The 24,271-nt window shown below is 31.1% G+C and carries 21 protein-coding genes and 1 pseudogene; 9 read left to right on the forward strand and 13 right to left on the reverse strand.

All coding sequences use genetic code 11. From position 1 onward, the window contains the following. Positions 1-15 precede the first annotated feature (15 nt). Complete coding sequence (locus K337_RS0116145) at positions 16-1,506, forward strand: tripartite tricarboxylate transporter permease (RefSeq protein WP_028857500.1); 1,491 nt, start codon at positions 16-18, stop codon at positions 1,504-1,506. A 111-nt stretch (positions 1,507-1,617) separates the two neighbouring features. After that, on the forward strand, positions 1,618-2,337 hold the full coding sequence (locus tag K337_RS0116150; protein WP_028857501.1) for an MgtC/SapB family protein: 720 nt from the start codon (positions 1,618-1,620) through the stop codon (positions 2,335-2,337). Between the two features lie 503 nt (positions 2,338-2,840). Here K337_RS0116150 and K337_RS20420 read toward each other — a convergent pair. The 4 genes and pseudogenes from K337_RS20420 to K337_RS0116165 form a co-directional block, all read right to left on the reverse strand. Continuing rightward, positions 2,841-3,227: a transposase gene (locus tag K337_RS20420; RefSeq protein ID WP_281168356.1), complete on the reverse strand. Its 387-nt coding sequence runs from the start codon at positions 3,225-3,227 to the stop codon at positions 2,841-2,843. A gap of 44 nt (positions 3,228-3,271) precedes the next feature. After that, a pseudogene (locus K337_RS20425) lies at positions 3,272-3,514 on the reverse strand (transposase). After that, positions 3,459-3,830 (reverse strand): transposase, encoded by a 372-nt coding sequence (locus tag K337_RS20430; protein ID WP_028857503.1) that lies wholly within the window; start codon positions 3,828-3,830, stop codon positions 3,459-3,461. Before K337_RS20430 ends, K337_RS20425 begins: the two are co-directional and overlap by 56 nt. A gap of 112 nt (positions 3,831-3,942) precedes the next feature. Continuing rightward, positions 3,943-4,482 (reverse strand): hypothetical protein, encoded by a 540-nt coding sequence (locus tag K337_RS0116165; protein WP_028857504.1) that lies wholly within the window; start codon positions 4,480-4,482, stop codon positions 3,943-3,945. Between the two features lie 413 nt (positions 4,483-4,895). On the opposite strand from K337_RS0116165, the gene K337_RS0116170 reads away from it, so the two are divergent. The 3 genes from K337_RS0116170 to K337_RS0116180 all read left to right on the forward strand — a co-directional run bounded on the left by K337_RS0116170 (position 4,896) and on the right by K337_RS0116180 (position 8,562). Further along, positions 4,896-6,068 (forward strand): iron-containing alcohol dehydrogenase, encoded by a 1,173-nt coding sequence (locus tag K337_RS0116170; protein WP_028857505.1) that lies wholly within the window; start codon positions 4,896-4,898, stop codon positions 6,066-6,068. Positions 6,069-6,169: 101 nt separating this feature from the next. After that, the gene (locus K337_RS0116175; protein WP_037030035.1) at positions 6,170-6,976 is read left to right on the forward strand and encodes an NAD(+)/NADH kinase; all 807 of its coding nucleotides are present in this window, start codon (positions 6,170-6,172) and stop codon (positions 6,974-6,976) included. Between the two features lie 200 nt (positions 6,977-7,176). Continuing rightward, positions 7,177-8,562, forward strand: a complete 1,386-nt coding sequence (locus K337_RS0116180) for an asparaginase (protein ID WP_028857507.1) — start codon at positions 7,177-7,179, stop codon at positions 8,560-8,562. 131 nt (positions 8,563-8,693) lie between these two features. Here K337_RS0116180 and K337_RS0116185 read toward each other — a convergent pair whose 3' ends face one another. Further along, a complete protein-coding gene (locus K337_RS0116185) occupies positions 8,694-9,200 on the reverse strand; it encodes a toxin-antitoxin system YwqK family antitoxin (protein WP_028857508.1) in 507 nt (168 codons plus the stop codon). 117 nt (positions 9,201-9,317) lie between these two features. On the opposite strand from K337_RS0116185, the gene K337_RS0116190 reads away from it, so the two are divergent. Then, a complete protein-coding gene (locus K337_RS0116190; RefSeq protein WP_028857509.1) occupies positions 9,318-10,130 on the forward strand; it encodes a hypothetical protein in 813 nt (270 codons plus the stop codon). Between the two features lie 19 nt (positions 10,131-10,149). Next, a complete protein-coding gene (locus tag K337_RS0116195) occupies positions 10,150-11,181 on the forward strand; it encodes a threonine aldolase family protein (RefSeq protein WP_028857510.1) in 1,032 nt (343 codons plus the stop codon). 61 nt (positions 11,182-11,242) lie between these two features. Here K337_RS0116195 and K337_RS0116200 read toward each other — a convergent pair whose 3' ends face one another. The 6 genes from K337_RS0116200 to K337_RS0116225 form a co-directional block, all read right to left on the reverse strand. Next, positions 11,243-12,766 carry a SulP family inorganic anion transporter gene (locus K337_RS0116200; RefSeq protein ID WP_028857511.1) on the reverse strand — a complete coding sequence of 508 codons (1,524 nt, stop codon included), beginning with the start codon at positions 12,764-12,766 and terminating at the stop codon, positions 11,243-11,245. 148 nt (positions 12,767-12,914) lie between these two features. Continuing rightward, a complete protein-coding gene (locus K337_RS0116205; protein WP_028857512.1) occupies positions 12,915-13,643 on the reverse strand; it encodes a lysophospholipid acyltransferase family protein in 729 nt (242 codons plus the stop codon). Positions 13,644-13,721: 78 nt separating this feature from the next. Further along, entirely contained in the window at positions 13,722-15,161 is a 1,440-nt protein-coding gene (gene cls, locus K337_RS0116210) for a cardiolipin synthase (RefSeq protein ID WP_028857513.1), read from the reverse strand. Then, positions 15,154-15,588 carry a DUF1499 domain-containing protein gene (locus K337_RS0116215; RefSeq protein WP_037030036.1) on the reverse strand — a complete coding sequence of 145 codons (435 nt, stop codon included), beginning with the start codon at positions 15,586-15,588 and terminating at the stop codon, positions 15,154-15,156. The genes cls and K337_RS0116215 overlap by 8 nt, the downstream gene beginning before the upstream one ends. A gap of 277 nt (positions 15,589-15,865) precedes the next feature. Beyond that, entirely contained in the window at positions 15,866-17,290 is a 1,425-nt protein-coding gene (locus K337_RS0116220) for an aspartate ammonia-lyase (RefSeq protein WP_037030038.1), read from the reverse strand. Positions 17,291-17,467: 177 nt separating this feature from the next. Beyond that, positions 17,468-18,658: an NAD(P)-dependent malic enzyme gene (locus K337_RS0116225; RefSeq protein ID WP_028857516.1), complete on the reverse strand. Its 1,191-nt coding sequence runs from the start codon at positions 18,656-18,658 to the stop codon at positions 17,468-17,470. Positions 18,659-19,213: 555 nt separating this feature from the next. On the opposite strand from K337_RS0116225, the gene K337_RS0116230 reads away from it, so the two are divergent. Further along, positions 19,214-20,077, forward strand: coding sequence for a MurR/RpiR family transcriptional regulator (locus K337_RS0116230; protein WP_028857517.1), 864 nt, complete (start codon positions 19,214-19,216; stop codon positions 20,075-20,077). A gap of 184 nt (positions 20,078-20,261) precedes the next feature. Here the strand turns inward: K337_RS0116230 and K337_RS0116235 are convergent, their stop codons facing one another. Beyond that, complete coding sequence (locus K337_RS0116235) at positions 20,262-20,810, reverse strand: Fe-S-containing hydro-lyase (protein ID WP_037030039.1); 549 nt, start codon at positions 20,808-20,810, stop codon at positions 20,262-20,264. A gap of 127 nt (positions 20,811-20,937) precedes the next feature. Beyond that, positions 20,938-21,780 (reverse strand): fumarate hydratase, encoded by an 843-nt coding sequence (locus tag K337_RS0116240; RefSeq protein ID WP_028857519.1) that lies wholly within the window; start codon positions 21,778-21,780, stop codon positions 20,938-20,940. A gap of 266 nt (positions 21,781-22,046) precedes the next feature. Here K337_RS0116240 and K337_RS0116245 point away from each other — a divergent pair, with 266 nt between their 5' ends. Beyond that, the gene (locus tag K337_RS0116245) at positions 22,047-24,266 is read left to right on the forward strand and encodes an SIR2 family protein (RefSeq protein WP_028857520.1); all 2,220 of its coding nucleotides are present in this window, start codon (positions 22,047-22,049) and stop codon (positions 24,264-24,266) included. Positions 24,267-24,271: the final 5 nt, after the last annotated feature.

The raw sequence follows: 24,271 nt of genomic DNA on the forward strand, positions 1-24,271 counted from the left end.
AAGAAGGAGTAAATGATGAGTGAAATTATACATGGTTTTTTAAACGCAGTAATGCCTATTAACCTACTTGCATCACTATTAAGTGTAGCAGTAGGAATAATGATAGGATCATTACCAGGATTATCAGCAGCAATGGGTGTTGCATTATTAATCCCACTAACATTTGGGATGAGCACAGAAACAGGATTAATAGCTCTGGCAGGAGTATATTGTGGAGCAGTATTTGGAGGATCAATATCAGCTATATTAATCCATACTCCAGGGACTTCGTCAGCAGCAGCAACAGCCTTAGACGGTTATCAACTAACTTTAAAAGGTAAAGCAAAAAAGGCTTTAAATACAGCTGTTATAAGTTCATTTGGTGGCGCTATGATGAGTGCTATAGCATTATATATGTTTGCACCACCTCTAGCTAAATTAGCATTAAAATTTGGTCCAGCAGAAAACTTTTGGCTTTCAATATTCGGACTTACAATTATAGCGGGAGTTAGTTCTAAGTCGGTAATCAAAGGATTACTTTCTGGTGCATTTGGATTGGCATTATCGACTATTGGAATGGACCCAATGAGTGGAACTGCTAGATTTACTATGGATTCTATCTATCTTTTAGATGGCTTACCTTTTACTGCTACTTTAATAGGATTATTTTCAATGTCACAAGTTTTTATACTTTCAGAAAAAAAACTAAAGAAATCATTGAGAAAACTAGTAGATGACGGGGATGAAGAGGGAATTTCATTAAAAGAATTAAAGATGTTATTACCAACAATATTAAGATCGGGTGTAATAGGAAGTGTTGTAGGAATATTACCAGGAGCTGGTGGAACAATAGCAGCATTTATAGGGTACGATACAGCAAAAAAAATGTCTAAGAACAAAGATCAATTTGGGAAAGGATGTATAGAAGGAGTGGCAGGACCAGAAGCAGCCAATAATGCTGTAACAGGCGGATCATTAATACCTACTTTAACTCTAGGAATCCCCGGAAATTCAGTTACTGCAGTATTAATGGGTGGACTTATAATTAAAGGGTTACAACCAGGACCAGATTTATTTACCGTTCATGGGAAAATTACTTATACTTTTTTCGCAGGTTTTATAGTAGTTAATATATTTATGCTTTTATTAGGTTTATTTGCTTCTAAACATTTTGCAAAAATATCAAAAGTACCAAACAGTGTATTAATTCCTATTATATTTGCTCTAAGTGTAATAGGTTCATATGCTATTAAGAATTCAATGTTTGATGTAGCTATCATGTTTGTATTTGGTATAATTGGATATTTTGTAAAAAAATTCGGATTAAATGCCGCTGCAATAGTATTGGCTTTAATAATTGGGCCAATAGGAGAAGAAGGGTTGAGAAGAGTTACTTTGATGTATCCAGATAATGTTATGGGACAGCTTTTCAGTAGTCCAATAAGCATAGTTCTTATAACTGTAAGTTTATTATCATTAGCATCACCAATAGTGATGGGAATATTAGAAAGACGCAGCAATAGATAGCAATTATTAAAAGAAGTTTTGTAAAATAATAATTACAAAACTTCTTTTTTATACATATTTAGAAAATAAAATAAAATTATATTTTGATTAATTTGAGTAAGAGGTGATATTGTGGAATTTGTAACAACAATATACGGAATGAGCTTGTCTGAATTTATGATTAGATTATTTATAGCTTGTATCATAGGTGGATTATTTGGACTGGAAAGAAAAAATAGAGGAAAACCTGCAGGGATAAAAACAAATATGCTAGCTTGTGTAGGAGCTGCAATTGTGGCAATAATTCAACTGATGATATCTAATAAAACTGGAATGTCAGGAATAGAAGTCGGAAGTGCTAAAGCAGATCCTACAAGGATGACCGCTCAGGTAATCTCAGGTTTAGGATTTTTAGGTGCTGGTGTGATAATGACGGGAGGAGATAAGGTAAGAGGGCTAACTACAGCAGCTACATTATGGCTTGTTGCAGTATTAGGAATTGGTATAGGCTATGGTTTTTATTACTTTATAATACCAGCGGCAGCTATGATTTTACTGTTATCTTATCTAATAAAGCAAATTGAAATAATTTTTATAGATAAAAGAAAGATAAAGAAGATAATTTTAGAATATAAGCAATGTGCTGACCTTGAAGGGATAATTAAAGATATAACTAAAGAGAAAGAAATTAAGATATTAATAGATAAGAAAATAAGTGAGGTTGACTTCGGTGAGCATATAGTGATAAAAAAAGTAATCCATTTTTCTTTACCGAGGTATGTAAGCTCTAAATATTTTTTTAATATTATCAAAAAATTTGAAGGGGTAACAGAACTCACCAGAATAAATTAAATAATACGGTACCCATAAATAGTTTATGAATTTACATCCTAAAATGACATTTTAATATAATCTCTCAAAACACTGTTTTATATAGTTTAAATTGACTAAATTGTTGTTCTTTAATATGGTAATTATCTTTAGGAGGTTATGGACAACTACCTATCAAAGGTAAGGTATTGGGTTCCTTAGGTTTAATACTATATAAACTAAAATTAGAAAATATTAGTTTATATAGTCATGAGGTTGCATGGGAAGATATGGTATATTTTAAAATCTATTAAAAATTATGATGTTGTAGAGACTGATACTAATTGATATAAAAAAGCTAGATTCAAATGAAATTAAAAGGAGGATGAGGGTGTCCAGAAAAGTCTGCAAATAGAAAAAAGATTCCTATGATAATTTTTAATACGATAAAAATTTATGAGTTTTCATTAATTTAAGTATAAGTTCTAAATTTTAGCATGTCAAGTAAGCCTTTAAGAAAAGGCTTCTTGGCATATTTTTTTACTTTATTCTGGGATTCTATCAGCATACATTATTGATAATTCTCCATAGACTTTGCCCCAATTTCTAAGAGGATAAGCCCATTTTTTAGTAGCTACTTGAGTTGCTAAATACAATGCTTTGAGTAGTGAAGTATCTGAAGGAAAAACACTTCTTTGACGATTTAGGCGCTTGTAAGTACTGTTTAAGCTTTCTATTGCGTTAGTGGTATAAATTACCTTTCTTACTTCTGAAGAAAACTTAAAAATTGGCGTTAATACATCCCAATTGCTATTCCAACTCTTCATAGAGTTAGTATAAAATTTATTCCATTTATCTGTAACTTCAACCATTAATTCATATCCTCTTTCTTCAGAAGGAGCGGTATATATTCTTTTAGGTCTTTCGCGTATTCTTTTCTATCTTTATACAACACATATTTAAGAGTATTTCTGACTTAATGTACAATACATCTTTGATATTCTGTTTCTGGAAATGCCACTGAGATGCTTTCTTTTATCCCAGATAATCCATCTGCTCACATTATCAAAATGTCCTTAACTCCTCGATTTTTAAGTTCATTTAGAATACCTAACCAATATTTACTGCTTTCATTCTGTCCAATATATAGCCCTAAAACTTCTTTATAGCCGTCTTGGTTTATTCTCAAGACAACATAGGCAGCTAACTTTCGGATCATTCATCTCTAACAGAGAAGTGAACCGCATCAATAAAACAATAGGGTACAAAGTACTCAAGGGTCTATTCTGCCATTCCACAATATCAGGTAATATTTTATTTGTAACATTAGAAACAAAACTTTGACTAATTTCAAACCCATAAATATCTTCAATTTGTTCCGAGATTTGATTAGTAGTAAGACCACACGCATACATAGCAATGATTTTTTCATCAATTTGTGATATTTCCTTTTGCCTCTTGGGAACAATTTTAGGATCAAAAGAGCTTTCACGATCTTGAGGAACAGATAAATCATTTCGTTTTCTTTTCACCATAAAAAATAGCCTCCTTTAGTAATATTATTACCACAGGAAGCTACTTCTTCATATTTTATTTACAGACTTTTTTGGATAGTCCCAGGAGGATCACAATTCCATCCTCCTACAATTAATAATCTATAGTATCTTTCAAATATTTACCAAAGCATACTCCGCTGCCCAATTCATCTTTAAATTCATGTATATCATTCCCATCTATTTTTATCGAATATAACCCCTTGTCTTCTCTATATTTAAATTTTTCATTTGGAGAGGAATATTTTTCTTTAGGAATTTCAAACAGATATAATTTATTTCTTTCCCTATCATTTAAGAGTAAATTTAATATTTTTCCAAATTTTTTTGGAGTTGGCTCAACCCACCATTCCCCTGTTGTTTTATTTCTATTTGAAAAAATAACATCCCTAGACTTTAATCCTTTATTTTTTTCTCTATTAACTATTTCTATAGCTTTACATTTTTTTATTTTCCCATCTGATTTTTCAACATTTAAACCTTCTATATTTGACAATTCTTCTAATTTTTCTATTTTTATTTCAACTGTTTCCACTTCATTCTTTAATCTAACAAATTGTCTCTCTACTCTCTTGAGTTCATTTTTTTTAACCTTTAATATCTCTGTCAATTCTTTTATTTCTTCTGCAAACATAATTCCTCCCTAAGAATCCCTTTCATACTTAGATTATATCACATTAATTAAATTAAGCTTAAAAATTAATTAAGCTAGTTTTTTTGAAAATGAGGGAAATAGCCGTTAAACCATAGCCATAATGTTTTGCTCAGTTATTTTTTTATTTTAAAGGCATATAGCTTTCACAATAATTATAATGCTAAGAGCGATATATAAATTAAGTTCCACAACTTCTTACCCCATTTTTTATACAATCTATAAATATGCTCCTAAAAAATAAATATTTTTTTGTCTGTCTAAAGCCTTTTAATCTTCCAATTCCTACCTTTTGGTAACTACACCACCAAAAAGTGCCTTCTTTTTTTTCTAAAAATTTTAATATATACTAGTCACATGTAAAAAATATTAAATAATTTCAGGAGGAAACAAATATGCAAAGATTTACAATACCAAGAGACCTATATTTCGGAGAGGACGCATTATCACATTTAAACACAATTAAAGGAACTAAAGCCTTTATCGTTATAGGATCACAAAGATTAGTTAATGACGGGACAGTACCTGCTGCTGTTGAATATTTAAAAGCAGCTGGAATAGAGAGTGAATTATTCGTAGGTGTAGAAAATGACCCCTCAGTAGCCACTGTTATGAAAGGTGTAGAAGCTATGAACAAATTTCAACCAGATGTAATTATAGGAATCGGTGGAGGATCACCGATAGATGCTGCAAAAGCTATGTGGATCTTCTATGAGCACCCGACATTCACATTTGAAGAAGCTGCAAAACCATTTAACTTACCGGAATTAAGAAACAAAGCTAAGTTTATAGCAGTTCCTACAACAAGTGGTACAGCTACAGAAGTTACATCATTTGCTGTAATCACAGACAATGAAACTAATATCAAATATCCAATCGCAGACTACAACATCACTCCAGATGTGGCTATTGTAGATACTAACTTAGTACAGACAATGCCTAAGGGATTAGTTGCTAACACAGGAATGGATGCATTAACTCATGCACTAGAAGCTTATGTTTCTAAAGCTAGAAATCCATTTACAGATGCACTTGCAATGAAATCTATTGAGATGATCGCAGATACTTTAATCAACTCTTACAATGGAGAAGACCAACCTAGAAAAGATATGCATATTGCACAAAACTTAGCAGGAATGGCATTCTCAAACGCTATCCTTGGTATAGTTCATTCAATGGCTCATAAGACTGGTAAAGTTTTAAATATTGCCCATGGATTAGCTAATGCAATCTATCTTTCTTATGCTATTGAATTCAATGCAAAAGATAAAGTTGGAAAAGCACAATATGCCCATGCAGCCAAGACAATAGGATTAGCTGGAAACAATGAAACTGAATTAGTTGAATCATTGGTAAACTTAGTTAAAGAATTAAGAGAACAAATGAATATGCCTCATTCATTAAAAGAATTTGGAATAGAAGAGGAGTTCTTCTTAGCAAACTTAGATGAGATCGCTAGAACATCTGTCGCGGATCCATGTACAGGTACAAACCCAAGGGAGATATCTGTAGAAGAGATGAAAAACTTATTCAAAGCCGTTTATTACGGTGAAAAAGTAACATTCTAAAAAATTCATAGAAAAAGGCTGACTGTTCAGTTAGCCTTTTTTCTTTGTTCAATTTATAAAAAAAATTAATTATATATATATTTAAAAAGGAGTCGAAAAAAATGATGAAAAAAGTATGCATAGTTTATAACGAGAATAAAAAAGAAGCTCTTGGTTTTTATGAGAAAACCGTAGCATATTTTAAGAAAAATGGAGTTACGGTATGTCCTATAGAAGAAGTAAAAAGTTGTGATTTTGCAGTAGTAATAGGAGGGGATGGTACCCTTTTAAGAGCAGGGAAGAAACTAATTGTTAACAGTGATATTTTTGTAATAGCTGTGAATATGGGAAACCTCGGATTCCTTACCGAAATAAAAGTTCAGGAAGCTTTTGAAATATACGAACAGGTCCTTAAAGGAGACTATGAATTAGAAGAAAGACGTGTAATGGAAATAACTATGGGAACAAAGACCCTTTCAGCAATCAACGAGGTAGTTATTTCTAAAGGAGGTCTCCTTACTAAATTAGTGAAAATAGGAGTATATTCCAATGGAGATCTTATGAACACCTTTAGAGCTGACGGTGTTATTATCGCTACACCTACAGGTTCTACAGGATACTCCCTTTCAGCAGGGGGCCCAATCATAAAACCCACATTAAATGCAATGGTTGTGACTCCAATTGCTCCACATAATTTAAGTCTCAGACCTGTAGTTATAGACGGAACTGAGGAATTAGTTTGTTCTATTAAAGATTTAGACGGAGAAGGGTATCTTACAGTTGATGGAGAACAAATTTGTAAAATATCCCCCGAAAACAAAATAAAGATAAAATATTCAGATAAAACTTTAAAATTAGTCTTACCAAAAAATAGAGATTATTATGATATATTGAGAGAAAAACTTAAGTGGGGAAACAAGCTTTATTAAGAAAATTACTAATTGGAGATCCTATACTAACTAAAGTATAAAGGTTAAAATCTTTAATGTCAGTTTTTAAGATAAAATAATCAAAAAAAATACAATTTTCTAAAAAAAACTTCCATATATTAAAAAAAAAAAGTATAATATTATGTACAAAAAAAAGAAATGATAGCATTTATATAAACTATAAGAATTGGAGGAGTGGGATGAAAAAAGTACTAGTGATTAATACAGGTGGAACCATTGGGATGGTTCATATTGAGAAAGGTAATCCATTGAGTCCGTTAAAACCCGCAGAAGATTGGAATGAGATTGCGGCAAATTATCCACTTTTAAATAATTTTGATACTGGATATATTCAGGTAAAAGAACTTATCGATTCTTCAGATATGAATCCAAACATTTGGATTGAAATAGCTCAAATAATAGAAAAAAATTATGATAGATATTGTGGCTTTGTTGTTTTACATGGAACCGACACCATGGCTTTTACAGCTTCAGCCCTCTCATTTATGCTGAATAACTTAAGTAAACCTGTGATCTTAACTGGATCTCAAGTACCTCTTGAAAACCCTAGAAGTGACGCTCTTCAAAACTTAGTAACAGCTATTCAAATAGCAGGATCGGACCTATATAACATTAGTTTAGTACCAGAAGTATCTATATTTTTTAGAGATCATCTTCTCAGAGGAAACAGATCTAGAAAATTAGACGCAAGTAACTACTATGGTTTTTCTACTCCTAACTATCCAAATTTAGGAGTAGCAGGATCAGATATAAAGATAGATTGTTCAAAAATTAGAAAACCATCGGAAAAAGATTTCTTTGTAGACTATTCAATGGATACAAATGTATTAGTGTTTGATATTTTTCCGGGATTCAATCCCGAGATATTAAAAAAAATATTTAAAACTAATGATATAAAAGGACTCATCTTAAAAACCTATGGAAATGGAAATGCTCCTACCAGTGATGCATTTGTTTCTGTTATTGAAGAAATCATAGATTCAGGTGTTACCGTTGTAAATATCAGTCAATGCCCTACTGGGATGGTTAAAATGGGTCTCTATGATGCCAGTACAAGGCTTTTAGATGCAGGTGTAGTCAGTGGTATGGATCTTACCCCAGAAGCAGCTATTGCCAAGCTTATGCACCTTTTAGGTAAGGGAATGGATAGTAAGTCTATTGGAGAAGCTATCCAACTTGATATCTGCGGAGAACAAAGCTTGGATCTCCTTGCTCATCGGCTGGATAATGCCAATGAAGGAGTTACTTCAAAATCATTTGAGATAGCTCTTTCAAAGGAAATAGATCCCTCGAAGATAAAAAGAACTAGGTTTAGAGTTAGAAATATAAGTTCTTCCGATCCAATAAATCTAAGTGTAAGTATTAAAGGAGATACTGAGTTACCTCTAAAAAATTCTATAAAAACTCTAAATAGAGATGGAGAAATAGCTGATTTTTTAATTAGTTTCGATCATTCTACCGCTCAAATTTTAGAAAAAGGCACAAAAATTTATTTCAATATTGAATCCCAAAGAAAAATTTCTTGGGACAGGGTAGTCTTTGAAATTTTTATAGACAAGTATTAGGTAAAAAGTAAAAAGTGATAGGTTGAGCATACGTATACTCAACCTATCACTTTTTTTATCATTCGAAAAATTATAAATTAATTCTAAAAATTTTAGTGTGACTTATTTAGATGCAACACCATGTTGCTTTTTTATTCTTCTTCATCTACCTCATAACTTATTCTGCTGGTCACACTACCATCTTTTCCATAGGAAACTGCATCTCCAACCATAACGTCATCTTTAAATCGAACTTCAAATTTAATAGCTGAATTTTCATAATATTCAGTTAGCATCCCATTCAATCTTCCCTGACTGTAATTTTCTACTATTTTTTTATTCCCATTTGAATAATACTGATATTTTGTACCATCTAACTTATTTTCAATGAAATTCATCTTTGATCTCAAATTACCATCTTCATAATAAAATAAAAATTCTCCATGGAATTTCCCATCTTTAAAAGTTCCAAAAGCCTTTTCATGTTTTTTTTCATAATAAGACCTAGCTTCACCTGTATAGAGTTTTTCATTTTTATAATAAAGGCCGTCTTTCACCTTTAAGTTGTTAAATTTTGTTTCTTTCGTAAAAAAATCAAGGCTGGTACACCCTCCCAAAATTAATAATATCAGAATAATCATAGATTGTTTTAACTTCATATTCCACCTCCCTGTTTATTATACAGTTTTTAAAAAATTATTTCTAGAAGAATTTAAAGTTGAATTTATTTATTTTTTCAACTATACTTATAATAAAGAAAAAATATGGAGGAGCCTATGAGTTTATTTGGAATTAAAGAAAAAGAGAAAATTGCTGAGTTAAATATACTGATCGATAGCCTGCAAAAAGAAATAATCAAAAATAAGACCAAAGAGGATGACTTACTAAACATCATCCAAGAAAAAGAGAAAAAAATAGAGAAAATATCCAAATCTCCTCATGATAGACAATTTGAAAAAATCACCTTAGAGTTTGATAAGGTAACAAAAGAAAATACAGATCTAAAAAATTCAAATAAAATTTTTAAATTAGAAAATATGAAATTAATTACTGAAAACCATGAAATCATTGAAAAAATAACAGAAATAGAAAAAATGGCAGATAGTTTAAGGGAAGAAAACAAGATTTTAAAACAATCTAAAGAACCCAAAATTGTTAGAGAAGAACCTCGATATAGAGTTTTAATTAAAGACCTTTATTCAGCTAGAAAACATGACGAATTTAAGAAAATCTGTGACAATTCAAGTTACATATATGTAACTGAATTAGAAAATTTAAATTTTGAAAAATTAATAGCAGATGGGATCTCTAAAACAAAAATAAATAATGCTGAAAATGAATACATCAAATTTAAAAATGGTGAATTTAGTTCCGATATAGAGGAATACTTAATCTACGGACACAAAGTATCCAAGGTATTTTTTAGATATAGAAGTTTTGTTTCCTACTTAACAGAAATAGGAATAAAGTTTATCTACCAACTAGAAAACTTTGATTTTGAACTTTTAAAAGGGGAAAACTTTACCCCTACACAGGTCGAAAAATTAAAAGAAAAGATAGCTGAATATAATGAATTAAGAAAAAAATAATTTTTTATTGGGGGGACATATGAAAAAAAGTTTTGCAAGCGACAACTACAGCGGGGTACATCCTAATATTATGAAAAGCTTAATCAACGCCAATAGTGGTCATCAATCTCCATATGGAGGAGATGAATATACCACAAAGGCTAAGGAAAAGTTCAATGAAATATTTGGGCCGGTAGAAACCCTATTTGTATACAACGGAACTGCATCAAATGTTTTTGCCTTAGATATAATGAAGGAGATAGGCAGCGCTATTATCTGTCCTGAGACTGCTCATATATTCACAGATGAGACCGGCTCCACAGCTAAGGTTACTGGAATGCAGATGTTGACTGTCCCTACTACAGACGGAAAATTAGACATAGAAAAAGCTAAAAAATATCTATTATTTAAAGATACTTTTCATAGACCCAGCCCCTCGATTATATCAATCAGTCAGGCCACAGAAAATGGAACTATCTATACTTTAGACGAGATCAGAGAGATCTCTAATTTTGCTAAAAAACATGGTATGTATCTTCACATGGATGGTGCCAGAATATCTAATGCAGTAGTGGCTATGGGGTGTTCATTGGAGGAGATGACAAGAGGATGCGGAGTAGACGTTCTTTCTTTTGGAGGCACTAAAAACGGTATTATGTTTGGAGAAGCTTTGGTTATCTTTAATGAAAAACTAAAAGACAAAGTAAAAGAATTTGAATACCTCAGAAAACAAAATTTACAGCTTCATTCAAAGATGAGATATATTTCGGCTCAATACCTAACTCTTTTAGAAGATAACCTTTGGTATGAAAATGCCAAAGTTGGAAATGAGATGGCAAAATATCTAGAAAGTGAACTCCTAAAAATTGATATTTCTATAACCAATGAGGTCAGAGGAAATACTGTTTTTGCAATTTTACCGGAAAAAATTATAGAACCCTTACAGGAGTTTTGTTATTTCTATGTCTGGGATCCTAATACTTCAGAGGTCAGGTTCGTTATGTCCTTTGATATCCTAAAGGAAGACATAGACCTTTTCATAAAAAAAATAAAAGAATTAATAAGTAAATAAATTAATAAAAATAGGAGGAAAGCTCATATGAGCTTTCCTCCTATTTATTTATACTAAACTACTATGCTAAACTATCATCTGCTACATGATATTGAGGATCTTCAAATACATTTACCTCTATTATTTCCTCTGCATTTTTTAACAATACTAAACAATCTGGACTTAGATGTTTTAAATGAATTTTTTTTCCTAATTCACTATATTTTTCTGTGATAGCATTTATCGCCTCAATGGCAGAATGATCACTTATATGGGAGTTAGCAAAATCAATATATACTTCTTTTGGATCTTCCTTTGGAGTAAATATCTCCTTGAAACTTACTGCAGAACCAAAAAACAACGGTCCATCTAATCTATATATTTTTACACCATCTTCTCTAACCTCAATTCTAGCACCAATTTTTTTACCTTTTTCCCAGGCAAAAATTAACGCTGATATGATAACACCAATAATTACTGCAAGTGCTAAATCATGCAGAACAGTAATAACTGCAACAATCAATATTATAACAATATCTTTTGTTGGAACTTTTTTTCTTAACTTTAAACTATCCCAGGCAAAAGTTTCTATAACTACCATAAACATTACTCCTACAAGAGCTGCTAATGGAATAATTTCTATTATTTTAGAACCGAATAAAACAAATGATAAAAGTGATAACGCTGTGGCAATTCCTGAAAGTCTACCTCTACCATTACTGGTAATATTAACAATTGACTGACCGATCATAGCACAACCACCGGTACCACCCATAAATCCATTGAGGAGGTTTCCTATTCCCTGTCCAATACATTCACGATTTCCCTGTCCTCTGGTATCTGTAAGATCATCAACTAGTGAAAGTGTCAACAATGATTCAATAAGTCCAACCAATGCAGCTGTTACTGCAAATGGAACTATGATCTCTAAAGTTTCAAGGTTGATTGGCAGGTTAGGAATATGAAATTGCGGTAATCCGCCAGATATTCCACCCTTTGCAAATTCTTTAACATTAGGCATGTGAATCCCTACTTTATTCAGCCACATAGCTAAACCAGTAGTTACTACTATTCCCACAAGAGATGCCGGTATAGCCTTTGTAAATTTTGGTAAAAAATGAACTATTGCCATAGTTAATAATACTAAAGCTACCATTACATACAACTGTGCCCCTTGCATTAATTTCCCATCAACTTTAAATTGATTTAATTGAGCTAGGAAGATTACGATGGCTAAACCATTTACAAATCCTAAAATTACTGGATGAGGAATCATACGTGCAAATTTCCCTAATTTAAATACACCTGTTAGTATTTGTATTAACCCCATCAATACCACTGTGGCAAATAGATATTCTACCCCATGTCTGGCAACTAGAGCTACAAAAACTACAGCTACACTTCCTGCTGCTCCAGAGATCATCCCAGGTCGTCCCCCAAATATTGCAGCACAAAGACCGATGATAACCGATGCATGAAGACCTATTAATGGATCGATTCCAGCTACAAAAGCAAAAGCTATAACTTCTGGAACCAGAGCTAAAGCTACTGTAATACCTGCAAGAACTTCATTCTTGAGGTTTATATTACGAATTATTGATATCATTTTTCCTCCCTATTTTTTAAAAACATATAATTTTATATACAAACAGCATTGTATCATTTTCTTTAAACTTTTACAACTTTTCTTAGATAAATCTTAGGAATTTAAACCTTATAAAAAAATAGGGTAGATAAATCTACCCTATCCCTAATTATCTGTTGTAATTATTTACGATTATTTCCTTAACTACATTATGAATATTCTTTAAACCTTCTCTATCATAATTTTTGGTATCCACTACCTTCCCAATGATCAATTTGACATTTTTATTTTTAAACATCTTAACACTCTTTTTATTTTGAATATCATATGTTCCTTTTAATGTGATTGGTATAATCTTTGCCTTAGAGTCAATGGCCACTTTAAACCCACCATTTTTAAATTCTCCTATCTCTCCAGTATCAGATCTAGTTCCTTCTGGAAAAACCAGCATAGGATAACCATCTTTAATAAATTTCACAGATTTTCTTATAGCTTTAATCCCTTCTCTAGGATTTTTTCTGTCTATAAATATGGAGTTAGTAATTGGTATCCAAGTTTTAAAAAACATCCAAGTTTCCATCTCTTTTTTAGCCATAAATCCGGGTACAAAAGGGAAATAGCCTTGAATAGCAGGAATATCTATATTACTTTGATGGTTGGATATTAAAACCATAGGTTCATCCATAGAAAGACTTTTAAACTCATCCTCGTCTTCATAGACCACTTCTACTTTAGAATTAGTCCTCTCAATAATTCCCCTTCCAAATCCTCTAAATAAATCTCTAGCATAAAAAACACGATCTTTTTCATCATCTATTTTTTTCACCTTAGACAATTTAAATATGTTCAGTTTTAAAAAGTATAAAAATCCAAATAATGTTACTCTTAATAATGTCATCGCTTTCCTCCTAGCTTTTAAATTACACCTGTCATCTTAACATCTTAAGCCAGTAAAGTCAACGGATATAAGTTTTTTTTACATTATAGGTGAAAGGAGTTTTGAAACCGATTCTTTAAACCGGATTACGAATTTTCTATTCTTATATTTTTTAGAAGTAATCAGGGTAGACTTTCCAATATCCTCTAAAAAAGCATCCTTTAATTGAAGTGCTATCTCAGGATCGTAGATAAAAACATTTATCTCAAAATTCAGTAAAAAACTCCTGATATCCATATTAGTAGACCCAATAGTACAAATTTCATCATCAACTATTACAACTTTAGAGTGTAAAAATCCATTGTCATAGGTATAGCATCTAGCCCCTAATTTAACCAGATCTCCGATATAGGAAAGGGTTGCCCAGTAGACAAAAATATGGTCAGGTTTAGAAGGAATCATGATATTTACTTCTATCCCACCCATAACAGCAATTTTTAAGGCATTTAATACGGTCTCATCAGGGATAAAATATGGTGTCTGTATATAGATATTTTTTTTTGCTCCTGTAATCATCTTAAAGATACCATTTTTTATAAATGGTTCTTCATAGTCCGGACCGCTGCTTACTATCTGTAAATCACTATGGCCGCTGCTTTTTTCAAAGTGTAGATAATCATCTATAGAGTAATTTAATTTTTTCTTCCTCCTCTTAAAGAGAGATTTTTGCTCCCTCATAAAATCCAGGTTTATTAAAAATTCTTTTTCTAATCCTAAAACACCAGATCCTTTTATCCGAAGGTGTGTATCCCTCCAATAACCAATTTTTTTATTTTTTCCTAAATATTCATCTCCTATATTCATGCCGCCTAAAAAACCACACTTCCCATCAACTAAAACTATTTTTTTATGAGTTCTATAGTTAGCCCTCAGTCCGAATCGGGAAAATAATGGAGGAAAAAAGTTAAGCACTTCCCCTCCTGCATCCTGAAGTCTTTGAAAAAAACTATTGGATACGTGAATACAACCCATACCATCATAGATCAACTTTACCTCTACTCCATTTTTAGCTTTATTTATTAGCAGATCCATAATTTCATTACCTATATCATCATTTTCGAAGATATAGTATTCCATATGAATATATCTTTCAGCTGAACTGATCGATTCTTTGAGATCCTTAAAGAGGTTCTCCCCATGATTATATAATTTAATCTCATTTTTGGTTCTTAAATAGGCATGATTTTTTACATTAAATAACTGAATCAAATTATTCTGCGGATGGGAGCTTGTATCGCTCACTATGTCCTGTTTAAATTTTTTCTTATCAAATGAAAATTTCTTATAATATTTACGGGTAAATCGCCTCTTTCTCAAACTTAATCCAAAAAAAAGATAGAGAATAAAGCCAAATATATGAGTTAAACTAAGGATAAGAATCCATATTATAGTACTTGTATTTTTTCTTTTTTCAAAGAATATAATAATAATAATAAAGATAATATTTAGTATATAAACCCCTGTAAAAATACTATTCATAGAATCGCACTCTTATTTTTTCCATTCTTTTTCTATTTACTCCAAAATCACTATACCCGGTTCTAGCCAAAGATCTGATATGGATAATATTTTTGTCCTTAGGAAAGTAAAACTCTACATCATCTACAAATTTAAAGAACGATGATCTTACCTTAGCATGAATATATTCATCACTTTCTTCTACGATACTGGTATTTTTTAATTCTTTTAAAATGACAGTGATTTTTTCTATAGCCAACTCTCTTGTAATATTATTATAAACAATAGGCTCTATATAGTGAGAGTCCTCCTTAATAGCCATAGAAGACACGCAGTTTGGACTGGTTGGACATGGGTAAAATTTCCCCTCAATTACTCCTGTTTCTTTTTTTATAGCAGAGGTACATCCTACAAGTAATAGCAGTGATAGTGTCAGCATATATTTCATAATCTTCCTCCTTGTATTCTACACACATTTTTAACTCTTATTTTAAATAGATCTTTTCTCAGTCTAAGTATACCCAAGTTTAGCCTAAGATTCAATTAATTTAATGTGAAAAACAACGTGATGTCATATCTAAATAAACATATTCTAAACCTTTATAACTTTTGTTTGGTCTGTAATTTTTACCTTAAAACTATTTATTGGTGTCTTTGCAGATATGATTTCTTAGATAATAAAAAAAGGGGCCAGAAAATTCCAGCCCCCAATAATTAAATTAAAACTATTTATTCTTTTTTTTCAATAATTCTTTTCCAGAGATTCCAGGATTAGTCATATTATACACATCTAATATAACATCTAATTCCTCATTAGTTAATAATCCTTTTTCTACTGTAAGTTCTCTTACAGTTCTTCCAGTTTTTAATGATTCTTTAGCAACTATAGATGCATTTTCATATCCTACATGAGGATTGATAGCAGTGATGATTCCAATTGAATTTTGAACCATCTCTTCAGTTCTCTCTGCATTAGGAGTAATTCCTTTGATACAGTTATAGTTAAGTGTTTGAGCACCATTTTTTAAGATTTGGATAGATTGGAATAAGTTGAAGAACAACACTGGTTCAAATACATTTAATTCCAATTGTCCAGCTTCTGCAGCCTTAGTTATTGTAAGGTCATTTCCAAATATTTGGAAAGAAACTTGATTCATTACTTCAGGTATAACAGGATTTACTTTTCCTGGCATAATAGATGATCCTGGTTGTTTCATAGGTAAATTGATCTCAAAGAATCCAGCTCTAGGTCCAGATGCCATCAATCTAAGGTCATTTGCCATCTTAGATAAGTTTACAGCACACACTTTTAATGCCGATGATAACCATACAAAACCATCTAAGTTTCTAGTTCCATCTACAAGGTCTGTACTCTGCTTAAAGTCCATCCCAGTTACTTCACCTAATTTAGCAGCGATATCCTTTACATATGTAGTATCTGCATTTAATCCAGTTCCTACAGCTGTAGCTCCCATATTAACAAAGTAAAAATCTTCCAATGTTTCCTTTATTCTTTTTATATCTCTTCTTATAGGTCTAGCATAAGCTTTAAATTCTTGTCCTAATCTAATAGGGATAGCATCTTGAAGATGAGTTCTTCCCATTTTGATAACATGGTCAAATTCTGCTCCTTTTTCATATAAAGATTCTTTTAAACCTTCTAATTCACTTAATAGTGACTCACATAACTGTATTACAGTTAATTTTCCACTTGTAGGAATTACATCATTTGTTGATTGCCCATAATTAACATGATCATTAGGAGTAACAAATTCATATTTACCTAATTTCCCACCCATAAGTTCATTGGCTCTATTAGCAATAACTTCGTTGATATTCATATTCATAGAAGTTCCTGCTCCACCTTGAATTACATCTGTGATAAATTGATCTTGGAATTTCCCATCTATGATCTCTTCACTAGCTTGAATCATAGCGTCAGCAACATCTTTCTCTATTACTCCAGCTTCTGAGTTCATAAGTGATGTAGCTTTCTTTACCATTGCCATTGATTTAATAAATGTAGATGATAATTTGTATCCTGTGATACCAAAGTTATTTCTTGCTCTAAGTGATTGGATTCCATAATATGCATTTGCAGGGACTTCCATTGTTCCCAATGAGTCTCCTTCAGTCCTAAATTTAATCATTTTAATTCCCCTTTTAATATTTAATTTTTTAAATTAAACTTACATAATAAATTATGCCTCTCTCCTAAATTAAATAGAAATATATATAAGTTTTATTTTAATTATTGATGTTTTATAATAATTAAATTTTTTTTAATACTAGATTTTTATTTAAATCTAATAATACTAAAATTTAAATTATTGTTTTCTAATTAAGTTGTTCTCTATAGCTATTTTTTTAACAGTTTCAGCTACTACAGATGCTACTCTTTCATCAAATGGACTAGGAATAATGTAGTCTGCTCTTAATTCCTCTTCCTTTAATACGTTAGCAATACCATATGCAGCTGCTATCTTCATCTCATCGTTAATTACTGTAGCTCCAGCTTCTAACGCACCTTTAAACAACCCTGGGAATGCCAATACATTGTTTACTTGGTTAGGATAATCTGATCTACCTGTTCCCACTACTGCTGCTCCAGCTTCTAACGCATCTTCAGGCATGATCTCAGGTGTAGGGTTTGCCATAGCTAAGATAATAGGATCTGTATTCATAGATCTAACCATATCTTTAGTTACCATTCCTGGTGCAGATACTCCTACAAATACGTCTGTTCCTTTAATCATTCCAGCAACTGTATCTTCCTCTAAGTTTTCTGGTGTATCTATAATATTTTGATCTAATAATTCCTTTACTAAGAATCTATATTTGTCATATTTATCCTGCGTTACAACACCTTTTGAGTTGTATGCGTATAATGATTTAACCCCTAATCCCTTAAGCATTCTAGCGATAGATGATCCAGCAGAACCAGTTCCGATCATAGATACTCTTAGGTCAGAGATATTCTTTCCTAATAATTTACATGAATTTATTACTGCTGCTGTAGTAACTATTGCCGTACCATGTTGATCATCATGGAATACAGGAATATCTAACTCTTCGATTAATCTTCTTTCAATTTCAACACATTTAGGAGCTGCTATATCCTCTAAGTTTATTCCACCAAAAGTAGGTGCTAATAATTTACAAGTTCTGATAATTTCTTCAGTATCTGTAGTATCTAAACAGATAGGGAATGCGTCTACTCCTCCGAATTCTTTGAATAAAATTGCTTTTCCTTCCATTACTGGTAGTGCTGCTTCAGGACCGATATCTCCTAATCCTAATACTGCTGTACCATCAGTGATTACTGCTACCATGTTTCCTTTAGCTGTATACTTATAAACATCACTTTTATTTTCTGCTATTTTCTTACAAGGTTCTGCTACACCTGGTGAATAAGCTAAACTTAAATCCTCTCCATTTTTAACACTTACCTTTGAAATAACTTCAATTTTACCTCTGTTTTCGATGTGCAATTTTAACGATTCTTCATATACTGACATAGTTATACTCCTCCGTTTTTCTTATTTTAATGACTCTTATCCTTAGTTTATCTCTATAAATGGTTTTTTACTAGCTTTTTTTAATTTATTTATTATTTTTTTAATTTTATAATTTCCTAAATTAATTTTTCTAATCACGCTGATTTTTATCCATCTTATAGAAAACTTTCGAATTATTTTATATTGCTTTTCCAATATTTTTTATAATCATTGAAATAAAATTCGACTTAATTCTAAACTATTTTACTTTTTTCATTCAAATTTAATGACCGTTAAAAAAATATGTACAATTTCAGTTTTTCTAACTAAATGTATATTACAAAAAGTCATAAAAAATGTCAATATATTTTTGAATAAAATTATTCATTTTTTTTATTTTGAAGAATTTAAATCTTAAAACGTTCAAAATGAGCAATCAAATATCAAATATAATCCCTTCTTTTACTTCTAGAATTCTTGACAAACGAGGAGAAAAATTATATCCTAAATCAAATATAAAAAAATAAGTTTTTTTAAGTAAACAGGCTATTTTAAAGGTAATCAGAAGGAGGAGACATGAAAAAAAACAAGTTTAATTTAGAAGAAAAAATTCAAAATATGGTATTAAATCTTCCACCAAAACAGAGAAAGCTGGCAGGGTATATTTTGAAGAATCTGAAGCCGTGTGCCTTCATGACCTCTACAGCTTTAGGTACAGCTGCAGGAGTAAGTGAATCTACAGTAATAAGGTTTGCTTCATACATGGGATATAAAGGGTACCCTGATTTCCAACAGGAATTGAGAGAATCCCTGAAAAATGAATTATCTGCTTTGGATAAATTTTCCATAGAAAAAGTTGAAGATACATCTACCGCCTACCAGGAGATCTTTGAATCAGAGGTCGGAATAATCAACAGAACACTAAAAGAGTTATCTTCTGAAACTTTTAATAATGCAGTAGAAGCTCTCTACGATAAGGAAAGTATCCTCACAGTGGGATTTAAGGGATCTTACTGCCTTTCTAGCTATGCAGGCTATAATCTTAGCAAGATTCATGCTAAGGTACTTATTATAGACGACTGGAACGAAAGATGGTTTAACTATTTAAATGATCTCAATGAGAATACAGCTGCTATACTCTTTGGATTTCCAAGGTATCCCCAGAATGTGTTAACGATCGCAGAAACTCTGAAAAAAAGAGGAGTACCTCTCATAGTAGTTACAGATAGTGTAGTTTCACCTTTAGCTGAGTATGCAGATTTCTTATTTATTATCCCTGTAAAAAAAGCCTTCTTTGTAGATCACCTTTCTGCAGTAATGTGTCTCATAAATGCTCTGATTTTTTCCCTTTCCTATAAAGATAAAGAAAAAACAGAAAAGTACCTCAAGAGATTTGAGAAATTTGTCAATGAAAATAATTTCTTTGTTAAAAGTGACTAAAAAAGCAACGTGACGTTGCATCCAAACAAACACAATCTAAATTTTTATAATTTTTATCTCAAAACTCTATGTTTATGTAAATTTCTCAAACTAAAAAAATCCCTTACTTAACTAGTAGTTAAGTAAGGGATTAGAAATAAAAAAATATTTATCCTATTAAATCTCTATAATTTTTTCTTTTTAATTAATCTTCACGATTAAATTCTTTTTGACCCATTTCATAAAGATCATTTCCATAGATGTCATTTATAACGATGGCAGGAAAATCTACTACTTCCATCTTTCTGATAGCTTCAGCTCCTAAATCATCATATGCAATAACTTCAGCTTTTTTAATAGATTTTGCTATAAGAGCTGCTGCTCCGCCTACTGCTGCAAAATATACAGCTTTATGTTTTTTTATGTATCCTTTTACTTCATCACTTCTAGCACCCTTTCCAATCATTCCCTTTAATCCAACTTCAATTAATCTTGGTGCATATGGATCCATTCTATAAGAAGTTGTTGGTCCTGCACTTCCGATTGCATTTCCTGGCTTAGCAGGAGTTGGTCCTACATAATAAATTATTTGTCCCTTTGGATCAAATGGTAATTCTTTTCCTTCGTCCAATAATTTAACCAATCTTGCATGGGCTGCATCTCTTGCTGTATATATAGTTCCAGAGATCAGCACTGTATCTCCTGTTTTTAGTTTTTCTACATCACTATCTTTTAATGGTGTTGTTAATTTCATTCTATAACCTCCATATATTAAATTCTAAAATTCTTTTACGTTGAGTATTATAAATTAATTTAAAATACTCAATATAATTTTTTTATTCGCAGTTTAATTTATTAATCCCAATAATTTTAAGACACTCTTATAAGATTATTTCCTTATGTCTAGCAGCATGACAGTTTAAGTTAATGGCAACCGGTAATGACGCAATATGACAAGGGTAAGTTTCTACCTTTACTGATAATGCTGTATTTCTTCCACCTAATCCCATAGGTCCTACTCCTGTTTTATTTACTAACTCCAATAATTCATCTTCTAATTTAGCATTTATTGGATTAGAACTACTGTCATTAACGTCTCTCATTAAAGATTCTTTAGCTAACAATGCAGCTTTTTCGAAAGAACCTCCGATTCCTACACCTACAATAATTGGAGGACATGGATTTCCACCAGCTTTTTTAATTGTTTCTACAACAAATTCTTTAATCCCTTCGATACCATCAGCTGGCTTTAGCATTCTTATAGCACTCATATTCTCACTTCCGCCGCCCTTTGGTGCTACGATAATCTTCACTTTATCGCTTCCAGGCACTAACTTAGTATGGATAATCCCAGGTGTGTTATCTTTTGTATTTACTCTATCCAATGGATCTTTTACAACTGATTTTCTCAAGAATCCTTTTTCATAACCTCTTCTGATTCCTTCATTTACAGCTTCATATATATCTCCATCCATATAAACCTCTGTACCAATTTCTAAAAATACTACTACTATTCCAGTATCCTGGCACATAGGCACTTCATTTTCTTGAGCAATTTCATGATTAGTTACAATTTGCTTTAATATATTTTTTCCTACAGGAGAATCTTCAGTTTCAGCAATTTTTTTTAAATTATTTAAAACATCAGAACCCAGGTAAAAATTTGCTTCCATACACATTTTTTCTACAGCATTCGTCACTTTATTTAAATCCAAATTTTTCATACAACCACCTCTTAAATTATTTAGCACGATATCAATTTAGTCTTTCCAATATCACTTTTTTAACATTTTTAATTATCATCAAACAAATTTCACTTTAATACTACACTATTTAACTTTATTTTTCAATCAACTTAACGACACTTTGAAAATATATATATATATTAACAAAAGTAATAAATTATATATATGCATTTATTAAATTTCATTGTGAATAGAGGAAAAATAAAGTATAATTAATCGAATATATTTATGCAGGAGGGAACGATTTGGAAATTTTTAAAAATGTAAATTATAACAATTATGCACTTTGGATAGGTGATAATATAAATAAAAAATTAAATATTCCTACAAAAAATGAGTTAGCCTTAACAATCTTCAAAGAACTCAGTGAGGATATAAAGAAAAAGGTGGAAAATAAAGAGAGACTGACCGAAGTTTCCCAGGTGTTTTTAGATAGTGCTACTGGAAATATGCTAAATTTAATCTCGCTTCTTAGCAGTGAGTTAGAACTAGAAGATAGGCCAAATCCCTATTCCTATCTTTCAGAAATAGGTGCTATAGATACTATAATCACCCATGACCATTCTGAAATTTTAGAATCTATATGGAAAGAAGGAGAGATCCATAACGTCTTTTGCGAAAAAGAACTCACAAGATCTAATGTTAACTTATTTAAGATCTTAGGAGATTATAACCATACAGAAAGGATAATATTAACTTCTCAAAATATGAGAAAAGTTAAGAAATTAAAATTATATGATCATTTTTGGAAAAAATTGAATGGAGAATTAGAAAATAAAAATTTGATCTTACTAGGAGTTAACCTAGATGAAGACACCAAAGATATTCTTAGTCTGGTATTTTCTAAAACAAATTTATTAAATACAGCTAGATATTTTGTAACTTCTAACCCTATCTCTTTAGAGGACGAATCATGGTTAATTTCAAATGAATTTGAATTTATCTACGAAGATGACTTAAACTTTGTAAAAAAAATGGCTTTATATTTTAATAATGAAAATATAGACACCATAAAAAAAGAGATTGATTTAGTTGAGGATATAGAAAATATTCAATCGATTGAGATCGAAGGTAACAATCAGATTGAAGAGAGTAAACTAAATACCAAAATTTTAGAAGAAATCGTAGAAAAAGTAATGGTTGAAGAAGAAAAAAGTGAAAATATAGAAGAAGTACAATTAAAAATATTTGAAAAGGAAGAAGACGCCACAGTAATCGATGAAAAAACAAATAATCTAGAGGTCCATGAAATAGCTGTAGACAAGGAAGAAAAAGTAATTGAAGAGTCTTTCGAGACTCTAGAAATAAATGTAGAGGTTCAAACAACAACGGTCAAATCAGTGGAAGAAATAGAAGAAACAGCAATTGAAGATACCTTTGAGGCTGTAGAAAAAAAGATCAAGGTTGAAACAATAAAGCTTCAGTCTACTGAAGTGGAAGAAGAAATTCCCACAGCAACTGATGAAAAAGATGAAACTATAATTGATAGTGCCTTTGAGGCTATAGAGGAACATATCGAGATTGAAAGAGCAGAAGCCGAACTAACAGAAGAGAAATATATAGTAGAAAACTTAGAAATCCCTCTATACCTAGATGAGAAGACACTAAAAGGGGAAATAATTGAAACTGAAGTCAGAAACAGACAAAGAAGATTAGTTGAGTTTAGGGAAAAAAGATACCCGTCTTACAAAGTTGATGATTTTTCAGAAATCAACCACTATAAAGCCCTGGATATAAAAGTTCCCTTTGAATCTGCTGAATTTCCTCAGGTAAAATTAGAGAAAAAAATATTTGCTGGAAAGGTAGATATAAAATGTAATGACCAGACAATCTATGGAGTTGCAATTAAATCTCATATGTCGGGTAAATATCAAGTTGTAGATTTTAAAAATCATGATTTCACTTTAAGACTTCTATTAGAAGGCGACAAAGTCATGAAGTTTGCCTATAAAATTTCTGAAAATACAGTTAATATCAAGGGAAGAAATATTTATATATTCTTTAAAAACTTATTCAGCGGATTTGAATTGAATTTTAAAAGTAAAAAAATTAGTGGAAATTTCAAGGTTATTTCAAGTGAACATGTAGAAAAATTAGATATAATTTTAGACACAATAGATAAATATCTGTCTATAAAGAAACAGATAAAGACTAGAGACATTAATTTAAAAGAACTTCTAAAAAATACTAGAAGTTTACAGGTCTTATTTAGCTATTATAACAATACTCCCAAGCTAACAACTGGAAACATTACCATCAGAACTAGTTTTTCAGGAGATATAAGTAAGATAGAAAAACTTGTACTAAGCTATCCTATCAGTATCAACTTTTTAGGATTTACAAGATCATTTATAGAATCAACTGAGATTGAGATAAATAGTTCAAATATAAGCTATACAGAAAATCAATTAGAAGTACAGGCTTTCAATGCTGTTCAAAATACAACATATAAAAAAATCATATAATAAAA

This window comes from Psychrilyobacter atlanticus DSM 19335, assembly GCF_000426625.1.
In the GTDB taxonomy this organism is placed as follows: Bacteria; Fusobacteriota; Fusobacteriia; order Fusobacteriales; family Fusobacteriaceae; genus Psychrilyobacter; species Psychrilyobacter atlanticus.